Source organism: Alloscardovia sp. HMSC034E08 (genome assembly GCF_001813415.1).
Lineage (GTDB): Bacteria > Actinomycetota > Actinomycetes > Actinomycetales > Bifidobacteriaceae > Alloscardovia > Alloscardovia omnicolens.
On sequence record NZ_KV812468.1, the window covers coordinates 482,987 to 503,115 of the forward strand.

The window sequence follows — 20,129 nt, forward strand, 5'->3', positions numbered from 1 at the left end:
AAACCTTCAGGTGGTGAATATTGAAGAATATTCACCACCTTTGTGTTACTCTTCTACAAGATGTGACTTTTGGAGGGACGTTATGAAAAATGTGCAGCCAAAGAGGGCTACGCTCAAAGATATTGCTCGTAAAGCGGGAGTTTCGTCCACTGCTGTTTCTTTGGTTTTGAATAATAAACCTAATCGTTTCACTGAGGAAACGCGCGATTTGATTCGTTCCATCGCAGAAGATATGCACTATCTTCCTAACCAAACCGCTCGCAGTTTGGCAACACAATCCTCAAGTCTGTTAGCTTTGATTATTCCCGATATTGAGAATCTCTTCTTTGCTTCTTTGGCTAAACATATGGAAAATGAATGCCGACGTCAAGGCTATTCTTTGCTCATCGTTGATACCAGTGAAGATGTGAACGAGCAGTCCAGTGCCATTAGCCGCGTTACTCAGTTGGGTATTGACGGTCTTTTTATTGTGCCAACTTTTGGAACAGCTGAGTATAATGCTCAGCTACTTGATGAACTCGCGTCCACGCATGTTCCGGTTGTTTTTATTGACCGTATTCCTGAGCAAATAAACCAAGGTGTGGCGGATAGAAAATGGCGCGCATTGGCATACGATCACAGTGTAGGAGGACGTTTAGCTGCTCAGCATTTGATTCGTTCTGGGCATACGAAAATCGGTGTGATTGGCCCTGTGAAACGACATGCGTTGGACAGCGGGAACAATAGTGCGGATAATAGCGTGGATCATTCCGCACGTTTTGAAGCTTTCCTCGATGAACTTGCTGCTCATAATATTGTTCCACAGGATGATTGGATTATTGATGGCGGTTTCAGCTTGGCTCAAGGATACAATTTTGCTGATAACCTGCTTCATGCGGGTGTGAGCGCTGTATTTTGTGGAAATGATCTGATAGCTGTGGGTTTCCTTCGCCGAGCAAGAGAACAAGGCTATGCTGTGCCAGCAGATATATCTTTGATTGGCTATGACGATGTGATGGGTGCTTTCGGATTAGATTTTGAGCTGACAACTATTCGTCAGGATGTTGAACAGTTGGCGAAACGCAGTTGCGAGATGATGTTGGATGCGGCTTATGTTGATTCAGGTCAAGGCAATGTGGTGCTTTTGAAGCCTGAATTAAGTGAAGGGTATAGCGTAGCCAAGGTGTGAGTTCTGACAGAGAGCTGGGGGTCTCGGTGTTGGGTTCACGTTGTAGGTTCTCTGTGCTGGTGGCTTCGTAGGCGCAAATTTTATATATGTGTCCGTTATACCATTTTTCGCATCAAGATGGCATAACGGATGCATGAGTCGCATACGAGGTCGGACAGATTTCTGCTATATGCGCTGCATGCAGATATATCAGTTCTTACATCGTTGAGCTGCGTTCAACGATGTTTTTCTGCGCGCGGTGCGGTCTGTTAACAGTCTATGTTCCGCTGATTGCGGTTCCTCAGATTCTCAAGAATTTTGGAGTGGAATTGCCCTGAGATTGGCGGTTTCTGAGTCCAAGGTTCTAAGGCGTGTGGGTGCGATCGTTGTGTGCGCGGTACGTTGACAATCTTCACGCATCGAGGTATGTATCGGGGCTTGGTGTAGCAGAGAGCGTTCTACATATGACGCATTTACTTAGTTAAGATTCAGCTGATAAAACCAACCAGTAAAAGCAGAGTGCTCAGCGTAGTTGTGTTCTTAATGTGCGACACGCGCGAGCGGTGGAGTATTTTCCAAAATCATTAAAGCTTGCTATCTTTTATATCGGTGGTTAAACGCTTAACCAAGAAATATGAAATACAAAATACGAGAAATAAGAAAAGACAAAAGTAACGAATTCAAAGGAGACTTCGATGTCTACAAAAATTATCTTAGATTGCGATCCTGGTCATGACGACGCTGTGGCAATTTTGTTGGCTGTAGGAAACCCAAACATTGATTTACTGGGCGTAACTACTGTAGGTGGCAATCAGAGTCTCGATAAAGTTACATATAACGCACGTGCAGTCCTCGAAAAAGCGCACGCAACAGATGTTCCTGTATATCGCGGCGCTAATCGTCCGATTTTGCGCGAAGCTCAGGCAGCGGCAACAATCCACGGCGAAACTGGTCTTGATGGCGTAGAACTTCCTGTGCCAAGCCGTCCGCTCGAAGACAAGAGTGCGGTTCAATTCATTATTGACACTATTATGTCTGAAGAGCCTGGCACGGTAACACTTGTTCCAACTGGTCCTCTCACTAATATTGCTATGGCCGTGCGTATGGAGCCACGCATTGTTGAGCGCGTGAAGGAAGTTGTGCTCATGGGTGGCGGTTACCACGTGGGTAACTGGAGCTCGGTGGCTGAGTTTAATATTATGGTCGATCCAGAAGCGGCGCACATTGTGTTTAACGAGCCATGGAAGGTAACTATGGTTGGCTTGGATCTTACGCATCAGGCGCTGTGCACTCCTGCTGTTCAGAAGCAGATCGAATCTGTTGGCTCCGACCTGGCCATGTTCGTCTCTGGTCTTATGGACTTCTTCCGCAAGGCGTATAGCGAGAACCAAGACTTCGTAGATCCTCCAGTGCACGATCCATGCACGATTGCATACCTCATTGATCCATCGATTGTGCAGACGCGCCGTTGCCCTGTAGATGTGGAGCTTGCAGGTACATTAACTGTGGGTATGACCGTAGCAGATTTGCGCGGGCCAGAGCCTTCAGAAGATGAATGCCACACTCAGGTGGCTACGAAGTTAGACTTCGACAAGTTCTGGGATTTGGTGGAAGACGCAATTAAGCGCATCGGCTAATCAACAAGACTTGAGGTTGCCGGCAGCATGCAGTGCATGGGTTGTGGGTGTTTATATGTGTGCTCGCATGACTGCCGGTTTCCTCGACATTTCTTTCAATCCTTTTTACGACACAGATTCGGAGCGTAAAACGCATGACAGTGCTTGACTCTTTACATCATTTGAACGGTCGTGTAGCCGTTTTAGGTTCGATGAACGCTGATTATACTGTGCGCACGCAGCGTCTGCCACAGCCAGGGGAGACCGTGGCGGGTGGTCAGCTGGAGATTTTGCCAGGTGGCAAGTCGTCGAATCAGGCGGCAACGGCAGCTCTGCTGGGTGCTCAGGTGGGCATGTTCGGTGCTTTGGGAACCGATACGAATGCTGATTTTTTGGCGTCCAAGCTCGCTGGCGCAGGTGTGCGTACTGAACACATCGCTCGCATGGACGGTCCGTCCGGCACTACCGTTATTACTGTGGCTGAGAGCGATGGCGAAAACACGATTGTGTATTCTCCAGGTGCGAATCACAAGCTCACCGTGGATTATGTGCGCTCGCACGCTGCAGAGCTCACCAGCTACAGTGTGCTGGGGCTGTGCCTCGAATCTCCTATGGATGCGGTGATTGAAGCGGCACGCACCGCTCGAGAAGCAGGAATGACCGTTCTGCTCAACGATTCGCCATTTATGGCACATCTTCCAGTTGAGTTGATTGAGAACGTCGATATACTCTTGGCCAACGAGCATGAGGTTGCGCAGATTATCGGCTTGGATCCAGATATTGAGTGGGTCAGTGCTGATTGGTCTGCGATTGGTCAGGCTCTACACAAGCTCGGATTCGACCGCGCGATTATTACTTTGGGCGCTTTGGGCTCCTGCGTTATCGATGGTGAGACGATTGAACGCGTCGACGGTGTGCGCGTTGATGCAGTCGATACCACCGGTTGCGGTGACTCTTACATGGGAACCGTACTCGCTGGTTTGGCTAGCGACCTCTCTCTGGCAGATAGCGCTCGCTTGGCGGCTTATGTGGCGGCTTATGCAGCCTGCGGTTATGGTGCCCAGGCATCATACGGAACCGCTCAACAGATTTATGAGACCTTTTCTCTCTAATTTCTCTCAGAGGTCTCATATACAGTAACTCTCGCTCGTGGCCAAAGACGCCGCGGGCGAGAGTTTTTGCTTATAATCTTTAAGGACGATGTTGTCGAGTAAGGATGAAGCGATGAAGATTTGCATGATTGGTGGCACGGGCACGATTAGTACAGAAATTTCTAAGAAACTGCTGCGCGAAGGTCACGAACTGTATGTGCTCAACCGCACCGGCTTGTCCGATGTTTTGGGCGATAAACCGCTGTATATTCAAGCAGATATTAATGGCGATATAGAGCATCTGAAAGATGCGCTTGATGAGGCAGCTCCCGGAGTTATTTTTGACGCGGTATGTCAATTTGTTGGCTATGAGCGCTGGCAAGTTGAACGAGATTATGAACTTTTTAAGGATCGCTGCCTTCAGTATGTGTATATTAGCTCGGCTTCCGCGTATTGCAAGCCTGTGCCTGCAGGTTTTATTACAGAAGAGACGCCGCTGATTAATCCGTTCTGGCAGTACTCGCGCAATAAGATTGATTGCGAGAACTTCTTGATGGAACGTTACCGCGAGGACGGTTTTCCAGTAACGATTGTGCGCCCAAGTCATACGTATAACGAGAGAAAAGTGCCGTTAGGTTTGAACGGGCATAAAGGAAGCTACCAGGTTCTCGACCGCATGTTGCGTGGGAAACCAGTGTTGATTCATGGCGATGGCACAACATGGTGGACGATGACCGATAGTCGCGACTTTGCTGTTGGCTACGTTGGGCTGCTCGGCAAGGAAGAAGCCATCGGCGAAGCTTTCCAGATTACGAGTGACGAGTCGATTACATGGAATGAGATTTTCCAGACTTTAGCTGATTTGTTAGGTGTTGAGCTCAAGGCTGTGCATGTGAGTTCTTATACTCTCGCTGAGTTGGGCGCTCGTGCTGGTTATGATTTCGAAGGGGAGCTGCTGGGTGACAAAACGTATACAGTCAAATTCGACAACTCGAAAATAAAGAAACTCGTTCCTGAATTCAATCCGCAGATTTCCTTTGCTGAAGGTATGAAGCGAACAGTTGAGTACGTATTGTCACATGAAGAGTGCCAGCAACTCGATCCTGAATTCGATCAATGGTGTGATGACGTCATTAATTTTAGGGAACAACTTCTGGTAAAATAGATAAAAATATTCCCTAAAAGGAGTGCTGGTGAGCGAAGACTACATTCGTATTCAAGAGTTGCTTCAACAACGTGCGGATTTACAGGCACGCTTAAAACTCATGCCCTATGAGGGCACTCCTGAGATTAAAGAAACAGCCAGTGGTCGCTACATTTATATGCGCAAGCGTGAAGCAGGCAAACTTACCTCGTCCTATGTGGAGAAGTATTCCGAAGAGTTGTTCCAAGAACTGCTACGATATAGCAAGCAGGCTCGTGAATTAAAGAAGAATATTCGTGCTGCAGAACGTGAGCTTGCCCGCTTGGGGTACGAAGATAAAGAAATCTCTGCTCGTGTGCGCATGAATATTGATTTTGCTCGCATAAATGTAAAGACAAGCATTTACGATCAAGCTGTGCTCGAAGGAGTGGGTACTACTTTTCCTCAAACGGAAGATATTATCGACAATGGAATTGTCTCGGGCGTATCTGTTTCAGATGTGAATAAGATCTTGAATCTTAAACATGCGTGGGAGTTTATTCTCGATGATGGCGTGGTTTCGTATGGTCCTCATTTCGATACACTCAGCCACATTGCGCAGTTAGTAAATGAAGGTTTTTATCGCAACGGCGGTATGGTGCGGGGCGTTCCCGTTGCTATTGGAGGAACAAGCTATCGACCGCCAATTCCATATGAACCTGATGTGCGTGATGATGTGGAAAAGCTGCTCTTACAGAACAAAGAGGACGTTGAGATTGCTATAGATCTGTGTTTGTATGTGATGAAAACTCAGATATTCAATGATGGTAATAAGCGTGCTGCCGTGCTCTTCGCTAGTCAATTCCTCATCACACGAGGATTCGGTTTGCTGGTTGTCCCCGAAAACAAAGTATCTGAGTTCAAAGAATTGCTTGTTCGTTATTACGAGGGGACGAATGAGGAAGCTATTCGAGCTTTTATGCGTACGCATTGTTGGAGAAGAATGGATGCATAAAAAATGGAGGATTCCCGAAAGAATCCTCCATTAACGTTTAGTCGGCTTGGTGAGCCAGCTGATTAATCAGCTCTGGATCTCGCGTAGCTCCCTTATCGGCAGAACGTGCAAAAGCAGCGTACGCCTTCAAAGCCAGCGAAACCTGACGGTCACGGTGTGGGCGGTATCCATAACCGTTCTCGATTGCTTCGCGACGCTGAGCCAGAACTTCATCTGGAACATCAACGTTAATCGCACGGTTTGGAATATCGATAACAATAGTGTCACCATTTTCCACCAAAGCAATAGGGCCGCCAGCAGCTGCTTCTGGAGCAATATGACCAATCGACAAACCAGAGGAACCACCAGAATAACGTCCGTCGGTAAGCAGTGCAACCTGCTTGCCGATGCCCTTACCCTTTACGAAGGAAGTAGGGTAGAGCATTTCCTGCATGCCTGGACCACCCTTCGGTCCTTCGTAACGAATAATCAGGGCCTGACCAGGCTTTAAGGTGTCGTTCAAAATAACTTCCACAGCCTGTTCTTGAGACTCCACAACCAAAGCCTCACCGCTGAACTTCCAAATCGAAGGATCAACGCCTGCAGTTTTTACTACGCAACCATCAGGAGCAATATTTCCGCGCAGAACAGCTAAACCGCCTTCAGTGACGGACGGATGTTCAATATCGTGAACAGCACCGTTAATATAATCGCGGTCTAAATCATCGAAACGAGCGTTTTGGCTCATACCTTCAGCGGTGCGATGACCTCCCGGAGCTGCGGTAAACAAATCAAGTGCTTCCTCAGTAGCGGTATCGCGGCGAATATCCCAGTCAGCAAGTTTTGCTTCCAAACTTGGGTAATCAACCGAATGAACGTCGCGGTGTAACTTACCACCGCGGTCAAGCTCGCCCAAAATACGGGTGATGCCGCCAGCACGATGCACATCGGAAATCTCCCATGGTCCTGATGGGCTAGCCTTGCAGATGCAAGGAACTGTGTGGGAAATGCGCTCAATATCTTCAAGCGTAAAATCAACGTCTGCGCTCTGAGCGGCAGCCAAAATATGCAGAACAGTATTCGTAGAACCGCCCATAGCCACATCCATGGTCATAGCGTTCTCGAAAGCATGCTTGGTTACGATATTGCGAGGAAGAACAGAAGCGTCATCCTCGTGATAGTAACGGTTAGCTAAATCAACAATCTTAGCCCCCGCTTTCTCAAATAGAGCTGTACGAGCAGCGTGATCAGCTAAAGTAGTGCCGTTACCAGGAAGAGCTAAACCGAGTGCTTCCATCAAGCAGTTCATGGAATTAGCAGTGAACATACCTGCACACGAGCCACAAGTTGGGCAAGCAGTACGTTCATATTCGAGCAGATCTTCATCAGAAATGTTATCATCTGCAGAAGCATACATAACATCAATTAAATCAGTGCTCTTTGTGGTGCCATCGGACAGAGTAGTGATACCCGACTCCATTGGGCCGCCCGACACGAAAATTGTTGGAATATTCAGACGTAAAGCAGCCATAAGCATGCCTGGGCTAATCTTGTCGCAATTGGAAATACAAATCAAAGCATCAGCACAGTGAGCGTTAACGGAATACTCAACGGCATCAGCAATAATATCGCGACTTGGAAGGGAATACAGCATACCCGTGTGACCCATTGCAATACCATCATCCACAGCAATAGTATTGAACTCGCGAGGAATACCGCCAGCCTGCTTAATAGCCTCAGATACGATACGACCTACTTTATTCAAATGCGCGTGACCTGGAACAAACTCGGAGAAGGAGTTTGCTACGGCGATAATAGGCTTACCGAAATCTTTTTCATCCACGCCGGCAGCACGGAATAAAGCGCGCGCGCCAGCGAACATTCGGCCGTTCATAATTGTTGCTGATCTCATTTTCATACTGCTTAATAGTAATAGCTGGGGTAGTTTTGAGCATGCCGCGTTCACGTTGTGGAAAGTTGGGGTGGGGTGGGGCTGAGCGTGGTTGTGTATGTTCACGCGGGGGACTGGTGCGTGACACGGCTGGCGTTGGTCGAAGTGCGTGGTGGAGTGGGTGAGGATGTCGTTGGTGTGCGCAGCGAGGGCTGTTCGAGCTTTATCTTTCATAGCTAACCGCAGGTGTACGCCGTAAAGTTGTTTTAGTGCTTAAATCAGGCTTGGTAAAAGCTGTACCACGTACGGCTACGCTCAGCTGTGAACGCTACGGCAGAAATGAAGTAATAACTGGCAGCCGTGCCTTTGTTTTATACCGAGGTATGAGTACACTAGAAAAGATTAAAAAGATCACTGTATGTATGGGAGAAAAATGGCACTGGGAACTAACCCTGAACCACAGGGACTTGTAAATCCTCCATTGGATGAGCTTATGGAGCATGCGGATTCCAAGTATGCATTAGCAATGTTTGCAGCTCGCCGCGCTCGCCAGATTAACTCTTACTTTACTCAGCTGAACGAAGGCTTGCTTCAGAATGTGGGTCCTTTGGTTGAGTACCAGAATCAGGAAAAGCCATTGTCTATTGCTTTCCGTGAGATTAACGAAGGATTGCTCGAAGAGACTTTGGGTGAAGACGAGTAAATAGTCGTTGGTTTTAACCGCGCATACCCCGCGTTCAGCGCCACAAGAGCTGCTGGCGCGGGTTTTTTCATGAAGCGGTGAATGAGCGGGTGTGAGTGAGCAGCAGTGAATTCAGTAGCGGTGAGCGAGCGACTTGGCGCGTGGCATACAGAGCAGCTCAGGCTTCTCCTCAGCCAATCGGCTCATCTGCTCGTATCCCTCATCTGCTCATCTGAGGGGTATCGCACATGTAGAACGTAACTACCATAGTCAAAGTAATGAAGGATAAACGATGGCAGCAGAACAAGCAAAGTCAACGGTAAACACAGACGTACATCTGTTTACCTCTGAATCGGTAACTGAAGGTCACCCAGATAAAGTGTGCGATCAGATTTCGGACGCTATTTTAGATGCGTATATGGCTGCTGATCCTCATTCACATGTGGCTGTGGAAACATGCGCAACAGCCGGGCAGTTCGTTATTTTTGGTGAGGTGTCGTCAACCGCGCACATCAACGTTTCTTCTGTTGCGCGTGGAGTGCTTGAACGTATTGGCTACACCGATTCTCGAATTGGCTTAGACGCATCTTTGGTGGGCATTATGGAGTCCATTGTGGAGCAGTCTGCAGAAATTAATCAGGGAGTCAGCTCGCATGTGCGTGCACAAGCAGCAGGCTTGGGTAAGGTGCGCAGCGCTCAGCAGCGCTATGAACTGCAGGGGGCAGGCGATCAGGGTTTGATGTTTGGCTATGCCGCCGATGAAACCCCAGAACTCATGCCTTTGCCGATTGTTGTAGCACATAAACTGGCGTCTCATCTGGCGGCTGTTCGTCATAGCGGCAAAGTGCCTTATTTGCGTCCTGATGGCAAGACTCAGGTGACCATTGCCTACGACAGCGAAAACAAGCCTTTGTATGTAGATACAGTGGTAGTATCCACGCAGCATGACCCTGATGTTACGCAAGAATGGATTCGCGATGTAGTGCGTGAACAGGTGGTAGAGCCAGTTCTTGCACAAGTGTGCGGCAATGCAGTGGCCTATGATTCCTATAAGTTGCTTGTGAATCCTACGGGTTCTTTCGTTATGGGTGGCCCAGCTGCTGATGCGGGTTTGACGGGCCGCAAAATTATTGTGGATACTTATGGTGGAGCAGGTCATCATGGCGGTGGAGCTTTCTCTGGCAAAGATCCAAGCAAGGTAGACCGCAGCGCAGCGTATGCAGCTCGATGGGTTGCAAAGAATATTGTGGCTGCAGGTTTAGCGCATCGTGTTGAAGTGCAGGTAGCGTATGCGATTGGAGTGGCAGATCCTGTATCCATTTATGTGAATACTTTTGGTACGCAGAGCGAGGGCATCACCCGTTCGGCGATTGAGAAGGCTGTGACACGTGTGTTTGATTTGCGTCCGGCTGCGATTATTGATGAGTTAGGATTACTCGCTCCGATTTATGGGAAAACTGCTGCGTATGGTCATTTCGGTCGCCCTGAATTCAGTTGGGAAAACACTGATAAAGCAGCAGATTTACGTGCAGCAGTAGAGAAAAGATAGGGGATAGAGCAGATGAGCGAAGATACGCGCAGTATGCATCAGCCAGCTTTAGATGGCTTGGCTGTGCGTAAGCGCGTCAGCAAGTCTGCTCAAAAAGCCCGTGAAAAAGCTGAAGCAGACAATAAACCAGCTGCGCATCAGCCTATTGCGCGCGTTGTTTTAGATATTCAAACTCCGCATTTAGGCAAACTATTTGACTATGTTATTCCGGAAAAGTTCTCCGAAACTGCTGTGCCTGGAGCGCTGATTCGAGCTCGCTTTGGACATCAACGCTGCACGGGCGTTGTGTGGGAGCGCGCTGATTCCAGCGATGCTCCTCGTTCGGCGCTTAAAACGATTGAGCGTGTGCTGGGCGGCGGTGTTCATGTGGGCGCGGCGATGCGCGCAGATATTGATGGGATTGCTGAGTATTTTGGTGGCAGCCGCGCCAATATTGTGCGGTTAGCGGTTCCTCCTCGCGTTGCTAAAGTAGAAAAAGAATTAGCTCCCTCTTTACGCGCACGCTCTCATGATTCTGAGCAGCCGGTATCTGATAGAATACAGGATTTTTCTGCTCAGGCAGCTAGCCAGTTAGCAGGCTTATATTCCGGCATCAACGACGTTACTCATGCTCTGAGCATGCACACCACATCGTCTCACGTGATATGGGATGTAATCGCCGGAGTCGGACAGTGGACCTACGACCTCGCCTGGATTACTAGCGCCGCCCGCCTCCAAGGTCGAACCGTGGTAATGGTTCTACCAGACATGCGTCATGTTCAGCACATGGTTCAGCGTCTACGCAGTGTGGGTTTCAAACAATTTTCCCGAGACAATGCGTTGGGGCAATGGAGCGGAGATTTCGCCATATTAAATGCCTCATTATCGGCAGTAGAAAGGTACCGCGCGTATCGAGCTGTGGCTGACGGACTGGTAAACATCATCGTCGGTACACGAGCCGCAATGTATGCTCCCGCAGGTCATAATGCGGTGTATATCTCTTTCCATGATCAGGTTTACCAGAACTGGGATGGTTTTACCCCGTATCCTAATGTGGCTGATGTCTTACGCATAAGAGCGCAACGCAACAAAGGCATAGTCATCAGTGCAGGATATGTGCGCAGCCGTGAAAATCAATGGCAAGCAAGCCATCATGAACGCAGCGTTATTGAAGTTCATGGCTTGCCCACAGTCATCAAAAATCGCAGTGCGTGGGTTCGCCATCTCAACAGGGTGGAACTGGAACGTTTAGCAGATCCAGCAGTGGGAGCGCGAGTTCCTTCTGTGGCTGTTCGCGCGCTACGCGATGCTGCAAGTAAAGGCCCTGTTTTGTTTTCCTTACCTGCGCGCTCGCGTGCATCAGTTGTGTGCTGTGCACAATGCCGTAAAGGAGCACAGTGTAGACGTTGCATGGGGCCCCTTGTGCCTTCACGGTCAGCATCTTCACAGCAAATACCTTCACAACCAGTGCCTTCACAGGGCACGCCCTCTCAGAATCTGCGCCCACAAAATAAACTCCCTCAGAATCTTCCTCCACAAAATGTATCTCACACCCTACCACACTGTGGCTGGTGCAATCACGTTGCAGAATCATGGAGCTGCCGTCATTGCGGTTCATCGCGTATGCGCATACTTAATGTAGGAACAGAAGGCACAGCGATGGAATTATCCACCCTGATTCCTGGTGTACCTGTGATTATGTCTTCACCTCATTTGGCGCGCGGCGTGGTGGAAGAGATAAGTAATAAGCCTTCTCTTGTTATTGCTACGGCAGGTGCAGAACCTATCGTGCGTGCGCAAGAAAACGGGCAAGCCAGCGCAAAAGACAAGCAAAACGCGCAAGACAGTAGTCGAAGCAGTGTGAAGCAAGACAGCACGAAAAACGGCGATCACGACATTAAGCAAGCCCCAGAGTATCAAGCAAACGCGCAAGACAGCGACCGAAACAGCGCGCAATCAACACCACAAGCACACCACACATCCAATCAACAAGCGGGCTACCAATGCGTTGCCCTCGTTGACGCATGGACGAGTTTGTATGGCACTTCACTCGACCAGCGCATTGATACTCTTACGGTGTGGAGCGAAATCGCAGCTATGAGCGTGCCTCATGCTCAAGGTGGTCAAGTTCTTATTTTGGGCGAAGCAGAACCTGTTATTGCTCAAAGTTTAATGACGGGGGATTATCGCGTGCTTCTTCAACGCGAACTGGCTGATGCTGAACAAACAGCTTTACCTCCAAGCGTTGCTGCTGTGGTGGTCTGGGGCGAAAAACATAGCGTAACCACTCTCGTAGAAACAGTGTTAGCTGAACATCCTGAATTTGCTACTGTCAGCACACCTGAAGGTGAACTTCCTGCTATCCTTGGGCCAGTATCTAAACCTGCGCCCACCCATCTGAAACAGCAGTATATGGACGAAACCTATGAGCGTGTGCAATGCGTTATTCGTGTCAAGCGTGATACACTATCTACCTTGGTACGCAGCGTTCATCGCGCTCAGGCTCAGCATAGTGCCACACGTTATGCCGCCGAACTACACGTTCATGTGAACCCCAAGAGCTTACTCTAGGACAACTGATACTAAAACAACCTACTCAATCTACTTAACCTACTTTCAAAGAACTTACTCTAGGAGGAAAAATGACTCGTATTCTTTTTGCTGGAACTCCTGATGTTGCTGTAGAACCTTTGCGTGCCCTCATTGAAGCAAGAGGCGATATAGAGGTTGTTGCTGTGCTTACACGTCCGGATGCGCCTCAGGGGCGCGGGCGTAAACTGATGCCGAGCCCTGTTAAGCAGGTGGCGTTAGAGATGGGGCTTCCTGTGATTGAAGATAAACCTACATCTCCTGAATTTTTCGAGAAGATTGGGCAGCTTCAGCCAGATATGGCAGCTGTTGTGGCATATGGTAATTTGCTTGAGCAAGAAGCTCTCGATGCTATTGCTGGCGGATGGTACAACCTGCATTTCTCCTTATTACCTCTGTGGCGAGGAGCAGCTCCTGTGCAACGCTCTATTTGGGCGGGAGATACGGTGACTGGAGCATCTGTTTTTCGTATTGGGCCAGGATTGGATGACGGTCCGCTGCTTGGTCAAGTCAGCGTGAGCATTGGTGAGCATGAAACTTCAGGAGAACTGTTACAGCGTTTATCTCATGATGGCGCTTTACTGTTACGTTCATGCTTACAAGGCTTGATATCGGGTGAGATTAAACCGGTAGAGCAAGAAAGCGGCTCATATGGGCATGCTGCAAAAATTCATCCTGATGATGCTCGTATTCGCTGGAGCGTTCCAGCTTTTGCTGTTGATCGTCAGATTCGCGCTTGCACTCCGGAGCCAGGTGCGTGGACGGTTTTGCATAACGGTGACGATGAGGTAAATCTGCATATTGCTCAGGCTCGCATAGATAAGAGCGATTTAGCACCTAAACTTCAGCCAGGTCTGCTTTCTGTTACGAAAAAACATGTGTGGGTGGGCACAGCTACCGAAGTATTAGAGTTAATGCAGGTTAAAGCTCAAGGTAAAAAACAGATGATTGCTGCAGATTGGGCGCGTGGAGCGCGTTTAGCTGAGGGAGCGTATTGTGAATAAGCGCGCACCGTCTCACAATAAGGTGCAACATACCGCGCGTAGCGTGGCATACAGTGTGCTGTCTCGTTTAGAAGAAAAAGATGCTTATGCTAATTTGTTACTGCCGCAGGTTCTGGATGAATCGGGTTTAAGTAATGCAGATAAAGCTTTTGTTACTGATGTTGTTTACGGAACCTTGCGTTGGCGTCTTCTCCTCGATCGTGTGATTGAAGCTGCTCATAAGAAATCCTTGCGCACGATTAATACAAAGCTGATTAATGTGCTGCGCATAGGAGCGTATCAGTGGTTGTTTATGCATGGAGCTGATTACGCCTGCGTGAACGAAAGCGTGAGCTTAGCACGTCGCGTAGTAGGAGCACAATCTAGGGGTTTTGTGAATGTGCTGATGCGAAAAATTACGGCGTATAACAGACAGCAATGGGAAGTTAATATTACGTCACGCATTCAACGTTCAGATACAATGAGCGCTGAGGATGTTTCCTTAGCAAGAATGTCAGTGCGTTTTTCACATCCTAGCTGGATTGTGCGCGATCTTAGCGAAGCATGGAATGCTGGAGGTTATGCGTGGCAGAATAGTCAAGGCAATGCTCTGTATGAGTTACTTGCCACAGATAATGAAGCTCCATCAGTCACCTTGTGCGTGCGTCCAGGTCTTGCCACTATCGATGAGGTATATGATCAGGCAGAATCAAAGGGAGCGCACGTGGTACGAGGAATGCTCTCTCCTTATGCTGTGCGCATGCGCGGTATTAATCCTGCTCGTCTTACTGGCGTTAAAAACGCAACAGTAGGCGTTGAAGATGAAGGAAGTCAACTTGCTGCCTTAGCTTTAGCACATGCGAGCACGCATACCGAGAGCGTAAATCAGCAGTGGCTCGATATGTGTGCTGGTCCAGGAGGTAAAACAGCCCTTCTTGCCTCTCTTGCCACACAGCAGAATGCGCGCATAACAGCGAACGAACCGCATGATCACCGTCGTCAACTGGTACGCAATAATCTTGCAGCAATTAATACCGAGGTTATTGCCGATATTACAGGTTTTGATGGTGTTGAATTTGGCGAGCGCTATGCCAATTCTTTCGATAAAATTTTGGTGGATGCGCCATGCTCAGGTTTGGGAGCATTGCGTCGCCGTCCTGAAGCGCGCTGGCGCAAAACGCCTGAAGGAGTGCGTGAGTTATGCGCTCTCCAAAAGCAACTGCTTATCAGCGCTGTGGATGCGCTGAAACCAGGGGGAGTGGTGGCATACGTCACTTGCTCACCTGTATTAGATGAAACACGTCATATTGTTGATGCTGTTTTAGCTGAGCGATGCACTATGCAACGTCTGGATGTGCCACGTATTATGCGCGACATTAATCCATCTATTCCTGTTCCTGAACCACGTGCAGATGGAGCCGCACAAGACATGCAATTATTTGAGCATATTCACGATACTGATCAAATGTTCATTGCTGTTCTACGCAAAGATACAACGGACACAAACGCTTAGTGCGCGTCAATAATGTCTAAAGCAAGCGATAAATCACGTTCATCAATATGGAAAGGTGCTGCTTGGCGTGTAACTGGTTTTGCACAAAACGCAATACCCACGCCGGCAGCCTGAATCATAGGAATATCGTTTGCACCATCACCAATAGCCACAGTGTGTGCAATATCAACGCCTTCTTGCTCAGCCCACTCGAATAGTCGAGCTTTCTTTGTCTCCTTGGTCACCACGTCTGATGTAACGGTTCCATCGAGAACTAAACCTGCCTGCTCATCTTCGCGCACGCCTAAACGATGAGCATAGCAATAATCAATTCCTAAATCGCGAACCAACATATCTGCTACCTCATGGAAACCACCGGACACAATGCCCACAACCCATCCGCGGTCATGTGCAGTATCAATCAAGGTGCGCGCTCCATACGTCACATGCAGTCGGTCATATACTTTCTCAAAAATATCTGTGCTCAAACCATCTAATAAACGCACACGTTCATGCAATGCTTGGCGAAAATCAATCTTGCCATTCATAGCGCGAGCAGTAATATCGGCAATTTGTTCACCGTAACCGCAGGCAGCACCCAGCTCATCAATAACTTCTTCATCAATCAGGGTGGAATCAATATCCATCACAATAATGCGCTTATCCATGTTTCGATAATATCGTGACCTGAGCCAATCGTGGCGTGTAATTCCACGGTGCGGTAGCCTTAAGAGAGGAATATGGTATGTATCGCAAGAGAAGAAGGCACAGGGAGGCATAATGGATCAGACAGCTGAAAACTTAGCGGCTGAAAACGTCTCGGCTGAAAATGCGCGCGCACACGATTATGCAGCCCAAATTGACCAGTTGCGCATGCGTAATCACTCTCTTGCCACCGCTTTACGCAAAGCAACAGACCAGCTCCAAGGCGCTCGCGAAAAAATGGCAGCCCTGAGCTCGCCGCCACTTACTCGCGCAACTTTCGTACGCATAGATTCTGATACTACTGTGCATGGTCAGCGCCACGTTACTGTGGAAATCGTCAATAATCACCGTCATATGGTGGTGGCAGTAGCACCGGACGTGAATCCTATGCAGTTGCGCGCCGGACAACAGGTACTACTTGACGAAAATATGCGCGTTGTGCGTGCCGATACTGTAACAACTATTGGACGTGTGGTCACAGTTACCCAGGTTTTAGAAGGTTTGCGTTTGCTCGTGCGCGATGCAAGCGGTAATACAGTTGTTATTCGCCGAGGCTACGATACTGCGAACGAGACTATTCAAGCTCAAGATACAGTGATGCTCGATGAATCAGGCGAGTTTGCTGTGCGTCTTATGGAATCGCATAAAGCCCAAGAACTTCTCCTCGAAGAATATCCGCATATTAGTTTTGGCGATATTGGAGGTCTGCACACTCAAATTCGTCAGATTCGCGATGCTGTGCAACTGCCTTTTACTCATCGCGAACTCTACTCTTTCTACGGTTTGCAAGGTGCAAAAGGTATTTTGCTGTATGGTCCTCCAGGAAATGGTAAAACCATGCTGGCTAAAGCTATTGCTCATTCCCTCGCAGAAGAAGGACGCGGAGCTTTTCTTTCTCTTAAAGGTCCTGAAGTGCTCAGTAAGTTTGTGGGCGAAGCAGAACATATGATCCGTATGGTTTTTGACCGCGCTCGCGATATTGCCGCCCACGATAAAGCTGTGGTTATTTTTATTGATGAGATGGATTCTTTGCTGCGCACGCGAGGCTCGGGTATCTCCTCGGATGTGGAAACAACTGTGGTTCCGCAATTTTTGTCTGAGCTAGATGGCTTAGAAGATTTGCATAATGTTGTGGTAATTGGTGCGTCAAACCGTTTAGACATGATTGATCCGGCTGTGCTTCGTCCAGGACGTTTAGATATTAAAATTTCGATTGGCGCTCCCGATAAGCAGGCGGCCAGCGATATTGTGCGTCGCTATGTGGGTGCTAATATGACGCAGGCTGCAGATGTTGATGGTTTGGTTCGCGCTGTGATAGACGATGTGTATGATCCGTCACGTCATGTGGCACTGTTGCGCTCAGATGAAGGCGATATTCAGGTGCGTATGCGCGACTTGATATCAGGTGCGCGTTTGAAAAATATTACTGACCGCGCCAAAATGATGGCTATTAAACAGTCTCTTAATGAGTATAACGCTTCGAATGCTGACCATAATTCGTATGTGCTGCTCAACCGTGACCTGATGCGTTTAGCTGTGCGCGATGAATTTGATGATATATATGATACGTGCGCACATACACCTTCTTCAGGATGGGCTTTGCTGCTTGATTTAGCAGGACGGCGAGTGCGAGAAGTTCATATGGCTGTGCGTGAGGAAGACAGATAGGGTAGGAGCATCGATGAGTGTTCTTCGTGTGATGGGTTTAGAAACCGAGTATGGCGTATCGCGAGTGGGCGGCAAGTACGAAAATCATGCGCAATTATCTTTTGATGTGATTGAAGCTGTGCGTGCTCTTTCTCCGTCAACTGCACACGTGGCATGGAATTATGGTCATGAAGATCCTGTGCATGATGCACGCGGCTATCATATGCCTCGCGCTCACGTATCTTCTGATCTGCTCACCGACCGTGAAGAACTGCGCGCCACTAATGCTCCTCATATTAATGGAGCACGAATCTATGTGGATCATTGCCATCCAGAATATTCCTCTCCTGAAACAATCAGTCCTCGTGAAGCTGTGCTCTACAATCATGCTGGAGATGCGATTATGCAGCATGCTATGGTAAAAGCACAGCAGCCTATAACCTTGTATCGCAATAATGTGGATGGTAAGGGAGCCAGCTGGGGAAGCCATGAAAATTACCAGGTGGAGCGTGCTGTGCCTTTCGATATGCTTTCTGCATTGTTTACAGCTCATGCAGTCTCCCGCCAAATTTACACAGGAGCAGGGCGAGTGGGGCTGGGAGAAGAAAGTGAAACTCCTGGCTTCCAAATAAGTCAACGTGCTGATTATTTTGCTATGAAAGAAGGGCTACAAACAACTTTTCATCGTCCTATTGTTAATACACGCGATGAATCACATTCCACCGATACATATCGTCGTTTCCATGCGATTGTGGGCGATGCTAACCGTATGGATGTGCCTGATTTGCTTAAACTTGGTGTAACCAGTTTATTGTTCTGGGCTCTGGAACATAGCTACGATACTGATGAAACACGCGATTTTGTGCGCTCAATGAGTATGGAAGATCCTGTTGAAGCCATGCATAGTATTTCGCATGACTTAAGCCTTGCTGCTCCTATAGCTATGAGTAATGGAGACAAGCTGAGTGCTATAGATATACAACTGCGACTTCGTTCATGGGTGTATGCTGTGGCTGCAGCACAGTACGATACAGATTCGCGCGGAGAACCACGCTGGCCAGATGAAGATACACATGAAATAGTGCAGTTATGGCAGAAAGTACTTCTGGACTGCTTGGAAGTAGCGCATGCTGATGATACGCAACGTTTACAGCTTAGCGAGGCAGCTAGCCGTTTAGAATGGCTTCTCAAATGGCAAGTGTGTGAATCTATGCGCAGAAGGAAAAATATTCAGTGGTCTAGCCCGCTTTTGCAAGCTATGGATATTTCTTGGGCACGCATAGATGCGCAATCCCTTTTTGCGAAAGTAGCACAGAAAACAGAGCGATTATTCGATACGTCTCTTTTAGAGCACGCTACGCACACTCCTCCTGCATCAACGCGCGCATATACGCGCGGTCTACTCTTACAGCAGTATGCTGCGCATGTGCTCTCTGTCTCTTGGGATATAGTTGTGTTGGATATAGAGGGTAGACGCAGTATTATTGATATGGCTCATCCGCTAACATATACGCGCGCAGACAGCGCGGACACGTTTACGGCTGACTTTAGTATAGAAGAAGTAGAAAAGCGCCTCACAACTTTAACGAAGTAGACTTCGTAAGAGCTTTGACTTCGTAGGAATACAGTTCGAGCAAACTAAACTACGAGTGAACTACACTGCGAATATGAGACGCCTATAGTTTTTCGCTGGGGAGGAATAATGGACTTGCAGCAACTTGCTATGCAGGTGGCGAAGGTAGCTCAAGATGCTGGTCGTCATGCGGCACAAGATCAGCTTACCCCTCATCTGTTGAAAACAAATTCACGTGCAGATGACGAAGCTAATCGTGAAAAATACAGTTCAGATATTGACGATACAGTAGTGCGTTATTTGCGTGAAAAAGTAGTGCAACTCAATCCTTTAGATGGCTTCTGGGAAGAAGTAGGTTCTGAGCGTACTCCAGGTTCCTATTATTGGTGTATTGGACGCATTGACGGTGCTATTAATTATATGCGCAATATGCCGGAGTGGACGGTTACTGTATCTGTTTTTGCTATTGATGATTCAGGTGGAGCAACACCAGTTATTGGTGTTGTTCATGCGCCAGCATTAAATGTAACGTATGTAGCAGCTAAAGGTCATGGTGCTATTCGTATTCGCCACTCTGCATTAGGAGATAAGCGTAGCGCGATTATGCCAACCAGCACTGCAACATTAAAGAACTCCGTGCTGTGCTTTGGAATGTCTTACTTCTCGCATGAATCCAAGCGTGCTTTGCACACGGTATCTGCATTAGCAGGCTTACCATCTGATATTAAACGTATGGGTCCAGCTTCCTTAGATTTGTGCAAGGTGGCGGATGGTACGTATGATGCGTATTTTGAACCAAGCTTGCATTCGTGGGATATTCCTGCCGTATCTGCAGCAGCTGTGGTGGTGGGGGAAGCTCAAGGACGTTTAAGGCAATGGGATGGTTCACCAATGAGTTGGTATCGCACAAATGATGTTGTGGCATCGAATGGTTTAATTATTAACGAATTGCGTGAGTATCTGCTTCCAGTTCAAGCTGAAAACTAAACAACGAAATAACGGATAGAGAATTATGCCTGAAAATAATACGAGCGGACAATCTTTTCAATCTACGCAGTCGTTTAGTGC

General features: G+C 48.2%; 15 protein-coding genes. 13 read left to right on the top strand and 2 right to left on the bottom strand.

Annotated features, from left to right (window positions below):
• Positions 1–82: 82 nt before the first annotated feature.
• From HMPREF2909_RS03595 to HMPREF2909_RS03615, 5 genes are all read left to right on the top strand, one after another.
• Positions 83–1,168 (top strand): LacI family DNA-binding transcriptional regulator, encoded by a 1,086-nt coding sequence (locus HMPREF2909_RS03595; RefSeq protein WP_071415253.1) that lies wholly within the window; start codon positions 83–85, stop codon positions 1,166–1,168.
• A 674-nt stretch (positions 1,169–1,842) separates the two neighbouring features.
• On the top strand, positions 1,843–2,784 hold the full coding sequence (uriH, locus tag HMPREF2909_RS03600) for a uridine-preferring nucleoside hydrolase UriH (RefSeq protein ID WP_071415254.1): 942 nt from the start codon (positions 1,843–1,845) through the stop codon (positions 2,782–2,784).
• Positions 2,785–2,918: 134 nt separating this feature from the next.
• Positions 2,919–3,875, top strand: coding sequence for a ribokinase (locus tag HMPREF2909_RS03605; RefSeq protein WP_071415255.1), 957 nt, complete (start codon positions 2,919–2,921; stop codon positions 3,873–3,875).
• 112 nt (positions 3,876–3,987) lie between these two features.
• Positions 3,988–5,019 carry an SDR family oxidoreductase gene (locus HMPREF2909_RS03610; protein WP_071415967.1) on the top strand — a complete coding sequence of 344 codons (1,032 nt, stop codon included), beginning with the start codon at positions 3,988–3,990 and terminating at the stop codon, positions 5,017–5,019.
• Positions 5,020–5,047: 28 nt separating this feature from the next.
• Positions 5,048–5,992: a DUF6788 family protein gene (locus HMPREF2909_RS03615; RefSeq protein ID WP_071415256.1), complete on the top strand. Its 945-nt coding sequence runs from the start codon at positions 5,048–5,050 to the stop codon at positions 5,990–5,992.
• Positions 5,993–6,029: 37 nt separating this feature from the next.
• Here HMPREF2909_RS03615 and ilvD read toward each other — a convergent pair whose 3' ends face one another.
• Positions 6,030–7,889, bottom strand: a complete 1,860-nt coding sequence (ilvD, locus tag HMPREF2909_RS03620) for a dihydroxy-acid dehydratase (protein ID WP_071415257.1) — start codon at positions 7,887–7,889, stop codon at positions 6,030–6,032.
• A gap of 406 nt (positions 7,890–8,295) precedes the next feature.
• On the opposite strand from ilvD, the gene rpoZ reads away from it, so the two are divergent.
• From rpoZ to HMPREF2909_RS03645, 5 genes are all read left to right on the top strand, one after another.
• Positions 8,296–8,565 (top strand): DNA-directed RNA polymerase subunit omega, encoded by a 270-nt coding sequence (gene rpoZ, locus HMPREF2909_RS03625; RefSeq protein ID WP_018143087.1) that lies wholly within the window; start codon positions 8,296–8,298, stop codon positions 8,563–8,565.
• A 271-nt stretch (positions 8,566–8,836) separates the two neighbouring features.
• Positions 8,837–10,093, top strand: a complete 1,257-nt coding sequence (metK, locus tag HMPREF2909_RS03630; RefSeq protein ID WP_071415258.1) for a methionine adenosyltransferase — start codon at positions 8,837–8,839, stop codon at positions 10,091–10,093.
• A 12-nt stretch (positions 10,094–10,105) separates the two neighbouring features.
• Positions 10,106–12,643 (top strand): primosomal protein N' family DNA-binding protein, encoded by a 2,538-nt coding sequence (locus HMPREF2909_RS03635; protein ID WP_071415259.1) that lies wholly within the window; start codon positions 10,106–10,108, stop codon positions 12,641–12,643.
• A gap of 71 nt (positions 12,644–12,714) precedes the next feature.
• Entirely contained in the window at positions 12,715–13,665 is a 951-nt protein-coding gene (gene fmt, locus HMPREF2909_RS03640; protein ID WP_071415260.1) for a methionyl-tRNA formyltransferase, read from the top strand.
• A complete protein-coding gene (locus tag HMPREF2909_RS03645) occupies positions 13,658–15,157 on the top strand; it encodes a transcription antitermination factor NusB (protein ID WP_084797239.1) in 1,500 nt (499 codons plus the stop codon). The genes fmt and HMPREF2909_RS03645 overlap by 8 nt, the downstream gene beginning before the upstream one ends.
• Here the strand turns inward: HMPREF2909_RS03645 and serB are convergent.
• Positions 15,154–15,804 carry a phosphoserine phosphatase SerB gene (serB, locus tag HMPREF2909_RS03650; protein ID WP_049188433.1) on the bottom strand — a complete coding sequence of 217 codons (651 nt, stop codon included), beginning with the start codon at positions 15,802–15,804 and terminating at the stop codon, positions 15,154–15,156. The genes HMPREF2909_RS03645 and serB overlap by 4 nt on opposite strands.
• Before the next feature lie 112 nt (positions 15,805–15,916).
• Here serB and arc point away from each other — a divergent pair, with 112 nt between their 5' ends.
• The 3 genes from arc to HMPREF2909_RS03665 all read left to right on the top strand — a co-directional run bounded on the left by arc (position 15,917) and on the right by HMPREF2909_RS03665 (position 20,048).
• Positions 15,917–17,509: a proteasome ATPase gene (gene arc, locus HMPREF2909_RS03655; protein ID WP_071415262.1), complete on the top strand. Its 1,593-nt coding sequence runs from the start codon at positions 15,917–15,919 to the stop codon at positions 17,507–17,509.
• Between the two features lie 13 nt (positions 17,510–17,522).
• Positions 17,523–19,082: a depupylase/deamidase Dop gene (gene dop / locus HMPREF2909_RS03660; RefSeq protein ID WP_071415263.1), complete on the top strand. Its 1,560-nt coding sequence runs from the start codon at positions 17,523–17,525 to the stop codon at positions 19,080–19,082.
• A 108-nt stretch (positions 19,083–19,190) separates the two neighbouring features.
• The gene (locus HMPREF2909_RS03665; protein ID WP_071415264.1) at positions 19,191–20,048 is read left to right on the top strand and encodes an inositol monophosphatase family protein; all 858 of its coding nucleotides are present in this window, start codon (positions 19,191–19,193) and stop codon (positions 20,046–20,048) included.
• Positions 20,049–20,129 lie beyond the last annotated feature (81 nt).